This window comes from Facklamia lactis (genome assembly GCF_015863205.1).
GTDB lineage: Bacteria > Bacillota > Bacilli > Lactobacillales > Aerococcaceae > Facklamia > Facklamia lactis.
This window is the reverse complement of record NZ_JACBXQ010000005.1, coordinates 27,737-42,687: the sequence shown is the minus strand read 5'-3', so window position 1 is coordinate 42,687 and position 14,951 is coordinate 27,737. Positions and strand designations below refer to the sequence as shown.

Annotated in this window: 11 protein-coding genes; 10 read left to right on the top strand and 1 reads right to left on the bottom strand. The window is 40.4% G+C overall.

The window, feature by feature from the left end:
• Positions 1–7 precede the first annotated feature (7 nt).
• Complete coding sequence (malX, locus tag HZY91_RS08245) at positions 8–1,573, top strand: maltose/glucose-specific PTS transporter subunit IIBC (RefSeq protein ID WP_197115805.1); 1,566 nt, start codon at positions 8–10, stop codon at positions 1,571–1,573.
• A gap of 12 nt (positions 1,574–1,585) precedes the next feature.
• Positions 1,586–2,761: a MalY/PatB family protein gene (locus HZY91_RS08240; protein WP_197115804.1), complete on the top strand. Its 1,176-nt coding sequence runs from the start codon at positions 1,586–1,588 to the stop codon at positions 2,759–2,761.
• A 110-nt stretch (positions 2,762–2,871) separates the two neighbouring features.
• Here the strand turns inward: HZY91_RS08240 and HZY91_RS08235 are convergent, their stop codons facing one another.
• Positions 2,872–3,471 carry a hypothetical protein gene (locus HZY91_RS08235; protein ID WP_197115803.1) on the bottom strand — a complete coding sequence of 200 codons (600 nt, stop codon included), beginning with the start codon at positions 3,469–3,471 and terminating at the stop codon, positions 2,872–2,874.
• Positions 3,472–3,704: 233 nt separating this feature from the next.
• Here HZY91_RS08235 and HZY91_RS08230 point away from each other — a divergent pair, with 233 nt between their 5' ends.
• The 8 genes from HZY91_RS08230 (at position 3,705) to HZY91_RS08195 (ending at position 14,858) form a co-directional block, all read left to right on the top strand.
• A complete protein-coding gene (locus HZY91_RS08230) occupies positions 3,705–5,912 on the top strand; it encodes a CehA/McbA family metallohydrolase domain-containing protein (RefSeq protein WP_197115802.1) in 2,208 nt (735 codons plus the stop codon).
• Positions 5,913–6,098: 186 nt separating this feature from the next.
• Positions 6,099–7,580: a C69 family dipeptidase gene (locus HZY91_RS08225; RefSeq protein WP_197115801.1), complete on the top strand. Its 1,482-nt coding sequence runs from the start codon at positions 6,099–6,101 to the stop codon at positions 7,578–7,580.
• A gap of 213 nt (positions 7,581–7,793) precedes the next feature.
• Positions 7,794–9,083, top strand: a complete 1,290-nt coding sequence (locus HZY91_RS08220; RefSeq protein ID WP_197115800.1) for a glycosyltransferase — start codon at positions 7,794–7,796, stop codon at positions 9,081–9,083.
• Complete coding sequence (locus HZY91_RS08215) at positions 9,061–10,023, top strand: NAD-dependent epimerase/dehydratase family protein (protein ID WP_197115799.1); 963 nt, start codon at positions 9,061–9,063, stop codon at positions 10,021–10,023. Before HZY91_RS08220 ends, HZY91_RS08215 begins: the two co-directional genes overlap by 23 nt.
• Positions 9,986–10,825, top strand: coding sequence for an MBL fold metallo-hydrolase (locus HZY91_RS08210; RefSeq protein WP_197115798.1), 840 nt, complete (start codon positions 9,986–9,988; stop codon positions 10,823–10,825). Before HZY91_RS08215 ends, HZY91_RS08210 begins: the two co-directional genes overlap by 38 nt.
• Positions 10,822–12,123: a F390 synthetase-related protein gene (locus HZY91_RS08205; protein WP_197115797.1), complete on the top strand. Its 1,302-nt coding sequence runs from the start codon at positions 10,822–10,824 to the stop codon at positions 12,121–12,123. Before HZY91_RS08210 ends, HZY91_RS08205 begins: the two co-directional genes overlap by 4 nt.
• The gene (locus HZY91_RS08200) at positions 12,095–13,033 is read left to right on the top strand and encodes a 3-oxoacyl-ACP synthase III family protein (protein ID WP_197115796.1); all 939 of its coding nucleotides are present in this window, start codon (positions 12,095–12,097) and stop codon (positions 13,031–13,033) included. The genes HZY91_RS08205 and HZY91_RS08200 overlap by 29 nt, the downstream gene beginning before the upstream one ends.
• A gap of 223 nt (positions 13,034–13,256) precedes the next feature.
• Entirely contained in the window at positions 13,257–14,858 is a 1,602-nt protein-coding gene (locus tag HZY91_RS08195) for a PucR family transcriptional regulator (protein WP_197115795.1), read from the top strand.
• Positions 14,859–14,951 lie beyond the last annotated feature (93 nt).

The window sequence follows — 14,951 nt, the reverse complement described above, 5'->3', positions numbered from 1 at the left end:
AAAGGAGATGGATAGAATGAATAAAAAAAGTAGTAAAATGGAATTTTTGCAAGGCTTAGGAAAGACCTTCATGTTGCCGGTGGCTCTATTGGCTTTCATGGGGCTTTTATTAGGGATCGGTAGTTCTTTTGCGAGCCCTGCTGTGAGGGAACAAATCCCAATACTCGATCATGAGGGCTTGCAATTTTTCTTTAATTTTTTATCAACGGTGGGCGGTTTTGCCTTTACTTATTTGCCGGTTATGTTTGCGATGGCGATTCCTTTAGGGCTTGTTAGAAAAGAAAAAGGTGTGGCAGCATTTTCAGGTTTTGTTGGCTATACGGTCATGCATTTGACTATTAATTTTGTGTTATCAGCTCGCGGCTTATTAAGTGATGAAGAGAACTTACGAATGGCTGGGCAAGGGTTAGTTTTTGGTATTCAGACTTTGGAAATGGGAGTATTAGGAGGTATCATTGCAGGGTTAGTGATTTATCAATTACATCAGCGTTTTTATCGCATTCAACTGCATGACAGCTTTTCTTTCTTTTCGGGTGTGCGTTTTGTTCCCATTATTAGCGCCTTAGTCATGGCGATCTTGGGCTTGTTTCTTCCCTATGTATGGCCGATTTTTGCTTCAGGGATTGCTTTAATTGGAACACTTATTCAGAAGTCAGGCGTTTTTGGGCCATTTCTATTTGGGGCAGGCGAGCGGTTACTGTTACCTTTTGGTTTGCATCATATTCTAGTCGCGATGATTCGTTTCACTCATGCAGGAGGATCGGCTCTAGTTGATGGCCATCAAGTGGATGGAGCTTTAAATATTTTTTATGAGCAATTAAGTAAAGGTGAACTTATTTCTCCTCAAGCAACTGCTTTCTTATCTCAAGGAAAGATGCCAACTTTTATTTTTGGTTTGCCGGCTGCAGCATTAGCCATGTATCACACCGCCTTACCTGAGCGAAGAGATTCGATCAAAGGGTTATTAATTTCAGGTGTGGTGGCAACAGCTGTGACAGGTATTACAGAACCGATTGAATTTTTATTTTTATTTGTGAGCCCACTATTATGGGTATTCCATGTGGTGATGACAGGGCTTGGTTTTATGGTAATGGCTTTGTTAGGTGTGACGATTGGAAATACGGACGGAGGCATCCTTGATTTCGCTATCTTTGGAGTGCTTCAAGGAAACGGTACGAAATGGTACTTGGTGTTACTTGTGGGGCTCATCTGGTTTATTGTCTATTATTTCGTATTTAAAATCGTGATCCGTAAGAAAAATCTTCAAACGCCAGGACGTGCTATTAAAGAAGTTGAGACTAACTATTCTGATCAAGAACTTACGACATCTGGAAAGGGGCATTATGATATCCCTGCTATTCTAGCGAATTTGGGTGGGAAAGATAATATTCTTTCTTTAGATAATTGTGTGACACGCTTGCGTTTGGTTGTAAAGGATGGATCTATGGTGGATGATCAAGCTTTAGAAGACTTAGGCGCTCTCGGAGTGGTTCATCTGGATGATCAGAATGTGCAGGTTATTATTGGGACTAAAGTGACGTCGGTTAAGAATGAACTAGAAGATTTGATATAAGGTTGTGGTAGGATGAATTTTGATAAAGTAATTGACCGAAGAGGAAGCTACTGTACGCAATGGGATTATGTGGAAGATCGTTTCGGTCAGAGTGGACTTTTACCTTTTACCATTTCTGATACCGATTTTGCACTGCCCGACATGGTGCTATCAGCATTACATGAACGAGTGGAGCATGGTGTTTTTGGTTATACGAGATGGAATCATGATGATTTTAAAGGAAGTGTAGCAAGCTGGTTCGAACGTCGCTTTAGTACAGACATTGATTCGAACTGGGTCGTTTATAGTCCGAGTGTAATGTATGCAGTCTCTCAACTAATCCGGCTCAAATCGGAGCGGGGACAAGGAGTAGTGATTCAAACTCCAACCTATGATGCCTTTTATAAAACGATTCAACAAAATCAGCGCCAAGTGATAGAAAACCCTCTTTTGTTTGACGAGACTGGGTATACGATTGATTTTGAACATTTAGAAGCGGTTCTGAGTCAACCTGAAAATGTGATTTTACTTTTTTGTTCGCCGCATAATCCTTCTGGGCGTGTGTGGACACCCGAAGAGTTAGAGAAAGTGGTTCGTTTATGTGAAAAGTATCAGGTATTTATGATTTCAGATGAGATTCATATGGATGTTATTCGTTCAAAATTTCATCATATTCCTGTTTGCCAATACAGTCAGAAGAATGTGGCGCTTTTGAGTTCTGGATCTAAAACGTTTAATTTTGCAGGTTTATTATTTGCTTATGCGATGATTCCAGATGCTGAATTGCGAGCAGCATTCCTGAAACAATTAAAGCAAGCGGATGGTCTTTCTTCGCCAAGTGCCTTGGGAATGATAGCAACAATGCAAGCTTATCATGATTGTGAGGACTGGGTTGATCAATTGAACTTCTATATTGAGAAGAATGATCAATACGTTTGTGCTTTTTTAGAAGAGCATTGCCCTAAATTAAAAGTGATCAAGAGTCAATCGACTTATCTGATGTGGATTGATATTAGACCAACAGGGGTCACGATGGACACTTTACAGAGCTATTTGGTAAAGGAAGGGAAAGTAGCCATTATGGACGGAAAGGTGTATGGCGGAAATGGTCATCACTTCCTAAGATTAAATATCGGGTGTCCCCGAAGTAAGCTAGCGGAAGGGTTACAACGTTTAGCAAAAGTCTATCAGATGTTGATAGAAAAGTAAGAGATGTTAAAGTATCTAATTCAATTAAACAAGCTAGTCAACGAGCATTACGACGTTGACTAGCTTGTTTTGTCTTAACAAATGAGACATTCTATTTATAAATTTTTAAATTATTGTTGAGGAAGACTCCACGCTTTGAGTGTTTGTTCTAACTCAGTATAGGATTTAGGAATGGAATAAGTCTTGGATTTTTGTTTCTCATCCGTGTAGCGAATGTCAAAATCATTGTCACTTTCTCCCATCCATTTCGCTTCATACATTGGGGTGATGGTAGTGCCTGCCTTGATTAAATCTTTGATTTGCTTTGAATGTGGATCTTTTTTATAGGTGGTGACGATATCGAAACTGTATTGATCGTTTTGCGCGTTCTTACGAACTTCTTGGGATTGTTGGTAGATCTTCTTAATTCGACCGAATTTTGTGATGGCAAAGTCTGGATTTCCTCCACCTTGGTGGAATAAGCGCCATAGAATTTGGTCTTCATCAATCACATAAACTGAGCGATATTTGATTGCTAGTTGGGTTTCAAAGATGATGGCGGCAATAATAATGGCGAGACCAACTAAGAGGGCTAGAATGAAAATGACTGGATTTCCGTCACTGGTGGAAATCGAGAAATAGAGAAGCAAGAGGGCAATCGCAATGGAGCCAATTCGCATTAGAAACGAGAGAGTAGAACGAAACTTTTTTGTGTTACGATAAATGGTCATATGAAACTCCTTTTTTAATAGATAGTTTAGGATCATTATATAAAATGTCCCTTATTTCTCAAGTGTCTTAGAGGGAACTTATAGGAAAAAAGAGTAGGAAAGATTGATTAACAAACTTTATAAAGGTTTAACAAGTAAGTTTACAGTAATTTTACATTTTATTTTATTTTTTTTACATAAAATTAATATTGGGTCGTTAAACTGAACCTATCAAATATTATTTGGAGGTTATGATGAAAAAAGTTTTCCCTTTTAAACCAACGGCCATGTTGTTATCCTCTGTGGTAATGTTCGGAGTATGTCATCAAGAAATTGTGAAAGCGGCAGATGCAGAAGAAGTTCAAGAAATGATTGAAGAAGCTCCAGCTGAAGCGGTTCATACGGTTGTTAATGAGAATGGTGAAGTAGAAGTAGAGAATACGGGCGACTACTATCAGGAAGAAGCAGATCCGCTTGACTTATCGGAAGAAGGACAGTTAAAGACTGATGACAGCATTCCAACTGATGAGCGGACGGTGACAGGAGAATTCCATAGTCATACGAACCAGTCAGGTGATGCCTCTGAACCGTATATGGTTCTGGAAAACGTTCTGGATGCGGCATTCCATGAAAATGTGGATCAGTTACCGGAAGAAGGGAAAGCATACCTAGAAGAAGGAGAAGCATTTGATTATTATATGACCGCTGACCATCTTCGTAAATCTCCCCGTGATGTGAATGGGGAAGAAGTTGATCCACAGCCTACTTGGAAAACGATTCGCGATGATGTGAATGAATTTATTCGTCTACAAGAGGAAGAAGGAAAATATAAAGGAAAAATCTATTATCCTGGTTTTGAATGGGATATGTTTGGTTTAGACCATGCGACAGTTGCGATTGTTGAAGATGGCAGCAACCGCGTACCGATTGAAGCTTACCGCCACTTCGAATGGCTGTATGCCTATGATACACCCACTGAAGCCTTCACGGATAACGAATTGGAAGTCTTTGGTCCTCGTGACAATGTAAAAGAAGATAAAATGAATTCTTACGATGGCTTGCGCTGGTTACAGAAATACTACCCAGAATCGTTTCTTCAAGCCAACCATCCTTCCCGTCATAACGGTGGTGGCGGAGAAGTTCGAGCAGAAGATTTACGGGATATGCAAGATATTGCACCTGATGTGGTAGCTGGCTTCGAAGGAATGCCGGGTAATCAGTTAGGTGGAGACCGTGGCGAAATGCGCGATATCTACGGTGGAGCAGATGAGATGATTGCGAAGGTAGGGGGAGTATGGGACTCTTTACTAGGTGAGGGACGTGATCTCTATAATTATGCGAACTCAGACTTCCACTTCAAGGTTTCATCCAATGAACTTTATTCATCTGGCTACTGGCCATCAGAATACTCACGTAATTATACAGAAGTGGAAGGTAATACCTTCCAAGATATCGTCAAAGGATTAAAATCAGGGAATTCATGGTCAGTATTTGGTGATTTAATCTCGGGTCTAGATTTCTTTGTGACAGCAGGAGACCAGACAGCTACCATGGGTGAGACGCTTCATTTAGATAAGAATACAGAAGCTAATTTAACGATTCGTTTCCAAGAAACGCTAAAGAATAATTACAAGCACCTCTTCGAAGATTATGAATCAGATGTTACCAATAATCCGATCTTAGATCATATTGATTTAATCGTGGGAAATATCTATGGTAAGGTAGCGGATAAGCGAACAGACTTCAACCCGACGACGCGAATTCAAGAACGTTTTGATGCGGATGATTGGGGACAAGCGGATGAAAATGGTTGGTATTCCATGAGCTTGCCTTTCCATGTCAATGAGGATATGTATATGCGCTTGCGTGGTACTAATCATGAACTTGGAAGTGAAGGTGAAACAGATTGGGAAGGCAATCCATTATTAGATGAATACATGGAGAAACCTAACCAAGATGATTTCGAAACAGAAGAAGACTTCATGGCCGCTTTACGTCTATACTTTGATCAGATCAATGATCGTAATTACAGTGACTTATGGTCCTACTCGAACCCGATCAAATTATTAGTGAACGACAACCATACTTATACGGTGCCAGAAGTGTTTGAATCAGCCGTTAAAGACATTGTCGAAGATCCATCCACGATCAATGTGGCTGCTGCAGAGGAACCCTCTGAGGATCAGCCCTCTGAAGATCAACCTTCAGAGGACATCCCAGCTGAAGAAAGCCCAGAAGTTGAAACACCTGAGCAAGAAGATTCGGTTGTTGAAGCGCCTACCCCTTCGAAAACCACTAAGGAACAAAGAGGAACATCAGAGACTCCTGCTACGGTTAGTCAAGCCAGCGTTTTACCGGAAACAGGTGAGGGAGATAACACCATCCTTTATACTAAAGCCGCTTTTGCGATTCTAGCAGGTCTTGGCTTATTAGCGATTGAAGGACGTAAGAAAGAATATTAAAAGAAGTCTGTTTTTATCATGGATGACTTTGCCCTTTTCATTGCGGGAAGGGCTTTTAGTTTGTCTTTTTTTGAAAGCCCTTTAATCAAACTTTAACTCGACTTTTGTAGGTAAAAGGAGTATCGTTTAGGGTGTCCTAAAGATTACGAAGTTTTATATTTAAAAAAGATTGAAGGAGTGTTAAGAATGGCTTGTACAACTTTATTAGTGGGGAAGAAGGCTTCTTATGATGGGGCAACCATCGTCACACGTTCAGAAGATGCCCCAACTGACATCTTCGATGCCAAGCATTTTGCGGTCGTTCAGCCAGAAGACCAACCCAAGCGATATAAGGCCGTGATTTCTGGCTGTGAATTTGATTTACCTGAGAATCCGATGCGGTATACGCATTTACCTAATAATGATTTAAAGGATGGGATTTGGGGAGCCGCTGGAATTAATGCAGCCAATGTGGCGATGACAGCGACGGAAACTATTACATCAAATGCCAGAGTTCAGGGAATCGACCCGATTCTAGTGAATCATAAGGATGGCAAAAAAGAAGGCGGATTGGGAGAAGAAGACTTTGTAACCGTTGTTCTGCCTTATATTCATTCAGCTCGAGAAGGCGTGGAGCGTTTGGGTCAGTTATTAGAAGAACATGGAACTTATGAAATGAATGGGATGGCCTTTCAAGATGTAGAAGAAATCTGGTGGCTAGAAACCATTGGTGGACATCATTGGATGGCTCGTCGGGTTCCAGACGATGCCTATGTGGTCATGCCTAATCAGTTAGGGATTGATTACTTTGATTTTGAGGATGCTTACGGAGAACAAAAGGAGTTTATGTGTTCGGCTGATTTGAAGGAACTCACAGAACGTTATCACTTAGATCTTTCGATGGATCCAGAAGCAGGTTTTAATCCTCGTTTAGCTTATGGCTCTAAAGCAGACTCTGACCATCTCTATAATACACCCCGGGCTTGGATGATGTTGAGGCATTTTAATCCTAGAACCTATCTCTGGGATGGGCCTGAGGCAGATTTTCGGCCAGAAGATGATGACCTTCCATGGGCGATGGTGCCAGAGTGCAAGATTACGATGGAAGAAATTAAGTGGGCTTTATCGAGCCATTATCAGGGAACCCCGTATGACTGTTATGGCAAATATGGTGAAAGTAACCAACGTGGTAGGTACCGGCCGATTGGAATCAGTCGTCAGAATGTGACCGCCTATACGCAAATTAGACCTTATTTACCAGAAGCTATTCGAAGTCTTCAATGGTTATCCTTTGGTTCGAATGTCTTTAATGCGATCGTTCCTTTCTATACCAATGTGAAAACAACGCCTGAGTACGTTGCTCACCCAGCAAAATCTGTTACAACGGACAGCTTTTATTGGACTAATCGAATTATTGCCGCCCTTTGTGACGCTCATTACCAAAAAACTGATAAATATGTGGGACGCTATCAAGAGGCTGTTCAGGCGAAAGGGCAGGCCTTGCTAGCCAAATATGATGCGAAATTCTTAGCAGGTCAATATTCAGCGGAAGAGACCCAAGACTTGCTGGAGCAGTCCAATGAAGAAATGGCAGACTTCCTTAGACAAGTGACGAATCAATATCTAGATAAAGTGCTCTATGCCGCTAGTTGTGAAATGAAGAATGGCTATGCACGGAGTGATAATTAGAAAGTTTGAACGCTTAGACATCCCGATAAGGGGTGTCTTTTTGATTTATAGCAAAGAAAGATGGCTTGTCTTTTTTAAAAGGAAAGAAACTACCTTTGATTTGCTTAAACATTTATAAATGGAGAGATATGGCTAGAAATACAAAAAATTTGCTGTTTTTTTGTTGGAAAATCGGTATGATTAAAGCACTATTATATTTAAAGAGGTGAAGGAATGGGGCAGAAGCGTCGAATCCTTTTCGCAGCGATTCCTCTAAGTGGGCATTTAAATCCCCAATTGGATCTTGCGCGTTATTTGGATCCTGATCACTATGAGATCTCTTTCTTATCGACTCGGCATGCGGCAGGAAAGTTTCAGGACAAGGACTATACGTTTATAAGTATTTTGGATCAGCGCTATGAAGAGATTTCAGCCTTATTAGAGGTCTCGACTGATCCAACGATTGAGCAGACTTATTTTAGGCTTTACAATACGGTGAGTCAATTGTTGCCAATTCTGATCGCAGCTTATCAAGCGATGACGATCGAGATAGAACACTTGCAGCCTGACCTCGTTGTGACGGATTTTTCAACTTTGTTTGGGAGTTTTGCGTGTGAATCAGCCGGAGTTCCTTATATGACGACCAATCCTTCGATTGGGATTGTGGAGTCTACTAATCAGTGGGAGGATGCTCCTTATTTCCTAGGGGGGTGGAAACCTGCCTCGTCGTTCTGGGGTAAAATTAAAAATCGATTGGGTTGGTTGTTTCTCTCTTGGGTGAAAAGATCAATTTTTCTGTTTCATCCTAGAGTGAAGGAAACGCCGATGCGAATTTATCGATCGGATGGAACGGAAGCCTATTATTCGAACCGGATGATGTTAATGTTGGGCTTGGAAGAATTAGAATTTAATCGTTATTTACCAACTTATCTGAGATATATTGGTCCTTGTATCAGTCCCTCAACCTCTGTTCAACGGGAGGCTTTGCCAGACAAGTATGAGAAAAAAGTCTTGGTGACCTTTGGAACGCTTCTTGACGGGAGACAGGACCAGCATTTAGACCAGATCAAAGTGCTAGCTCAAGCCTATCCTACTTATTTATTTATTTTGACGGATGGAAAGGTTGAGTGCCAAGGGGATGCCCCGACCTATGAAGCAGATAATATTATGCGTTATGGCTACTTGTCTTATAGTGAAAATTTTGATCAATTTGATTTTGTGATTCATCATGGAGGAGCTGGGATTCTCCATGAGTGCCTCAAACACGCTATCCCGAGTCTGGTCTTACCTGTGATGTGGGATCAATTTGACCAAGCGGCTCGCTTAGAAGCGGCTGGAGCGAGTCTCTGGCTGAAAAAAGGAGAAGCAATTCTTGACCGGTTTACACAACTTCAAACAATGGATCGAACAAGGCTCAAGCAATTACAAGCAGCGTTGAAAGGTTATGATACGGCGCAATTATTCAATGAAGCGATTGATGAACTTTTAGGAGGGAGTATGGATGATACTCGTAACAGGAATTAGTGGCTTTCTAGGGCGGTATGTTGCTCAACAACTATTAGCACAAGGTTATGAAGTGGTGGGCGTTTCTCGGCATTCTAATGATCGCATTCCGAAAGGTGTGGATTACCAGTCGGTCGATTTGGCTGATCAAGCGGCAGTAGCGGCCCTCTTTGAGCGTTATGATTTTAAAGGGGTGATCCACTGTGCAGCCAAGTCCTCGGCCTGGGGAACTTATCAAAGTTTCTACTCTGCCAATGTCCTAGCGACTCAACATATTGTCCAAGCTTGTCAAAAGCATGGTGTTGACCGCTTAGTTCATATTTCATCTCCTAGCGTTTATGCTCGGTTGGACCACCAACTAGCTGTCAAGGAGACCGAACCTTTTAGCCAGCCACCCTTGAATCATTATATTGAAACCAAGGGGAAAGCAGAAGCAATCGTGAAGCAGTCAGGCTTGTCATATAACATTTTGAGACCTCGGGCTTTAATTGGAGATGGCGATACGAGTGTGATTCCACGCCTACTCCAGACAGAAGCGAAATCAGGGATTCCGCTGTTTAATCAGGGGCAAAATTTGATGGATGTGACCTGCATTGAGAATGCGGCTTATGCGTGTCTTTTGGCACTGGAGAGTGAGTCCAGCGGGGGGATCTATAATGTGACCAATGGTGATCCTAAACCTTTTATTGAGTTAATGACTCTCTTATTTGACCACTTGGGACGTTCGCCTCGTTTTAAACGTTTACCTTATGGTTTACTCATTAATTTGGCTCGTTTAATGGAGAAAGTCTATCCAGCGCGTAAGGAGCCACCTTTGACTGTTTATACCTTATCGACGATTGCCTTTAGTCAAACGTTGGATATTTCTGCCCTCCAAGAGGAACTTGGCTATCATCCTCTGGTGACTTTAGAAGACAAGGTAGGTGATTACGCTGACTGGTATCGTCACTTCTTGTCATAAAATAGAAGTTGGAGGGTGTATTCGACCTGAAAAAACCTTGATTAAAGGGGGATCACCCAATTCTCTCTACTTTCCGGCTTCTTCTTATCTGATTGAACATACCGAAATGGGAAGCCTCTTAGTCGATACGGGTTACGGCGAAGCTGCTTACCAGGTGATGCGCCAACGACAGGCCGGTCGCTTACCGATGAGCCAATTTTTATTGAATATTTATGACCGCCTATTGCCGATTCAACCCTATGAAGAGGATCTTGCTACGAGTTTGGTCAAGAGAGGTTATCGTGCTGAACAAGTCAATCATCTCCTGATTACTCATGCGCATCTGGACCATATCGGCTGCCTAGTGAACTTCCCTCAGGCAAGACTTTGGATGAGTCGGTCGACCTATCGACACTTGTGGTCTTTCAGGAAGTATTTGCCCCAATATGGACGAGCTTTTTTAGGCGATTTGGAGCAAGACATTCACTTAATTGATTTTAATGAAAGGTTATGGATCGATGGGGTGGATACAGGAATTGATGCTTATCGATTGGCAGACGATTTAATTGCGCTAGACCTAAGTGGGCATGCAGAGGAGATGACCGGTCTCTATCTGCCTAGCTTGCGTCTCTGTCTAGCCATTGATGCTGGCTGGCGGAAGGCTTATTTATCACCGGAAATGTTGGACCGCTTTACTTGGATTGCTCGCCGAGTTCAATGGTCTTGGCCGCATTATCGGGCAACTTGTGAGAAATTAAGCGGGTTAATGCAATTAGGAATTACCGTTGATATTTGTCATGAACAAGGAGGTGGCGATCAATGATTCTCGATTTTTTGAAAACTTTTTACCAGACGCGTTATCAAATGAAGACTTGGTCGAAAGACCAATTGAAAGCTTATCAAGAAAAAATGTTGCATCAGCATTTAGCTTTTTTAGAACAGCATTCTCCCTTCTACCAAGGAGTGTCGTGGGAGAACTTTGACCAAATTCCGATCGTCAATAAAAAAAGGATCATGGATCAATACGATCAAATGAATACCCGAGGCTTAGTGCTAGAGCCGTTGATGGAAGCAGCATTAGAAAGTGAGCGAACGCGTGATTTTTCTCAGCGTTTTGAGGATATATCGGTGGGACTCTCATCGGGGACGAGTGGCCATCGAGGCATCTATACGCTTTCGCGGGCAGAAGAAATTCGCTGGGCAGGCAATGCTCTGGCCAAGTTCTTACCCCAAGGGAAGTGGTTGGGACATCGGATTGCCTTTTTTATGCGGGCGAATAATAATCTGTATTCCTCTTTAAATTCTCCCTTTCTGAGCTTAGATTATTTTGATATTGAACAAGCTTTTGATTCCTTGATGGAGCGGTTGGCTAATTATGACCCGAGTATTTTAATTGCACCTGCTTCTGTCCTTTATGATATCTGGCAATATTTTGACCAGAATCCTTGTCCACACCTGATCAAGGTTATTTCAGTGGCAGAAGTTTTGGAAGAGGCTTATAAGGATGACCTGGCTCAATTCTTTAACGTCCCTTTTATTGATCAAGCCTATCAGTGTACGGAAGGTTTTCTAGGCTACACTTGTCACCATGGTTCCTTTCATCTCTGTGAAGATGTGGTCTATTTTGAACGAGAATGGCTAGATGAGCGACGTTTTATCCCAATTGTTACGGATTTTAATCGTCGGGTTCAACCGATTATTCGTTACCGTCTCAATGATATCTTGGTAGCCGGATCAACATGTGCTTGTGGTTCACCTTTGGCAACGATTGAGAAGATTGAAGGGCGTGAAGATGATGCCTTTCGGATGCAGGGAATCGAAGGGAAAGAAGTGACAATCTATGCGGACTTTATCCGGCGTGCCCTTTTATTTGTGGAGGGGATTAGCCGTTATCGCGTGACTCAATTAGCGGATGCGATTGTCATTGAATTAGAAGATGCAGGAGATGAGCGGATTCAATCGGACTTGACGAGCGAATTGGAGAAACTTTTTGCCCATTTTCAAGTTCAGCCTTTACCTTTAAAATTTGAAACATTGAAACGACAACGAACAACAAAATTAAATCAAGTAAGAGTAAATAAGGAGCAAAATTATGAGACATTTAAAAATTGTGAGTCATAGTCGAACGCAAGGGAGTGAAAAACTTGAATTTCAAGATGGAACGCGTTATCGGTTTCCATATCAAGCCCTTAATGATTATCAATTACAGATGTATGAAGAAGTGGCTCAAGAGGCCTTAAGTCGTGCTGAGATCACCATTCAAGACATTGATCTGATAGTGGTCGGCTGTGCCGGAATGGTCCAGATGATTCCCTCTACTTCAGCCTTATTACAAGAAAGAATCGGCAAAGGAACGGGGATTCCGTGTTTCGACGTGAATTCGACATGCACTTCCTTTGTGACGGCGCTTGATGTGGTTGGCTCCTTATTAGAAACGGGTCGTTACCATCGGGCCTTGGTGGTCTCTGGTGATTTGGTTTCACATTATATTAATCCAGCCCAAGAAGAAAGTTATCGTCTCTTCAGCGATGGGGCAGCGGCCTTTATTGTCGAAGCAACTGAGGAAGAAGTAGGGATCGTATACGCTAGTCAAGAGACTTGGTCAGAAGGGGCTCACGAAACGGAAATTCGTGGCGGCCTCACGCATTTATCACCGACGCTTTGGTCGGAAGACAATGCCCAGGAGTATTTATTTGATATGGATGGTTTTGCCGTTTTGAAAATCGCCATGCGTAAACTGCCAAAAATGTTTAAACGAGGTTTGCAAGAAAGTGGCTTAACAGTGGATCACTTGGATAAATTAATTCCTCATCAGGCTTCACCGGCCCTATCCTTGGTAACCAAGAAGCTTAAATTAAAAGAAGGACAACTGATTGATTACTATGCGGAATTTGGGAATATGGTTTCCGCTTCCATCCCTTACACCCTCTCTGAAGCTTTAGATCGTGGTGAGATCCAAGAAGGAGACTTGGTGGCCTTATATGGAACCGCAGCGGGCTTGACACTTAATTTGATGTTTCTGCAGTTGTAAAAGCAATAGATTAAAAATACCAGCACTTTCCTTTCAAAAAGGAGGTGCTTATTTGTTTTATGGAATAATATGAGCGAAAAAATATTGAATTTAGGGAAAGAGGAAGGAGCAATTAATGGAAAAGCTCAAATTAAAAACTTCTAATCTTTATTCTTAGAATCATAAAAGATATGGTATTCTATAATTGAATGATAGCGTTTGTGTTATATGATAGGGTGGTCTTATGAATATTAATCATATATTGGAAATTGATAACCTAGCAAATTTAGAAGTGTTGGCAGGACATAAAGGGCTAGTGAATGAAGTAGAAAGTGTTTCGGTCTTAGAAATCCCTAACTCCCAGCTCTATATCAAACAGGGGGAATTATTAATTACGGCGTTTTTCAGTATTAAAGATGAAATAGAACAACAAGAAGCTACGATTAGAATGCTCAAAGAAGCTGGAGCAAGTGGGCTAATTTTGGCTCATGTTGGAGTGATAATGCTCCACATTGATCAAAGAATTATTAATTTATGTGAAGGATTGGAGTTACCACTATTAAAGGCACCGAAAGATCTTGCCTATATAGACATTATTTCGCCCATATTGGATCAGATTTTAACTCGAAAAAATAAAGAATTAGAAAAAGTAGTAGAAATTCAAAATTTGATTTCAAATGTATCAATTACAGATAATAGCTCGGAGAACTTATTGAATACATTATCAAATATCTTAGATGATGATGTTTATTATATTGATATAAATGGGCTGATCCATCAATCAGCTACGAAAAGATATCAACTAAAACAGTCAGATTTAAGTACTAAATTACAAGATAGTTCTTTAGATAAGAAAGATGTCATTAAAATTCAGGATGAAATCTTTTTGAATTATCCCATAATAAATGAACAGAATTTTTATGGAAGCCTACTTTTTAGAAAAAGAAAGGCTTTTAATAAAATAGAAGAAGTAGCTATTCAGCAAGTGGAATCATCACTTATCAGATCGGCTTTAAATAAAGTCAGTAAATTAGAATATAATAATCGATTGAGGTCAGAGATGTTTAATGAATTACTTTTCTCAAAAGAAATCAATACGAATTTAATGAAAAAAAGGGCAGAGTATTTAAATATAAATCTACAAGAATTCATTGCGATTATAGTATTGGATCTCAAAGGATTTAATATTTTAGCGAATCAGACTTCTGAAGTTCACCTCTCTAAATATAAAGAAGAAGTTGTTAATAGGGTAAAAGAGGTGATGCCGATCGCATCAAATAGTTATATTATGACCCAAATGAGTGATAAAGTAATTATTTTGTTGAAGCATATTCCTACTTATGAAGATGAGTATTTGATTGATTTTATTTGCGATTCTCTCTTAAGAAAATTGATCAGTCATCATAACATTGAGATTAGAATTGGATATAGTAGAGGGATTGAATCGATTGAAACGATTAAACATCATTATGATAAAGCGATGTGTGCGATCAAAATCACCAAAAAATTATCCCCTGATCTTTTTGTTACAGATTATGAAGAGATCTTTATTTATGATCAATTGAGTAAAAAATACACTGAAAGTGACGTTGCTAAAATAAAGGATAGTTTGTCTCCATTAATTGAGTATGATAAGTACCATCATAATAAATTGATAGATACACTATATACATTGATTCGCTTTCAAGGGAATGTTTCGAAAACTTCGGAAGTGATGTATTTACATAGAAATACCATTAATCAAAGGATAGCTAAAATTGAAGAATTATTAGGTGTAAATCCTTTATCAGAAAATAACATTATGCGATATACTTTATTATTAAGTTTATACAAATTAAATGAGTAGTGTGCAAAGTGCACAGAAATTGAATGATAAAATGTATGCGTTTTCCTTTTCGTGTTTATATACTAAGGATGTATATATAAGCTTATATAAAAA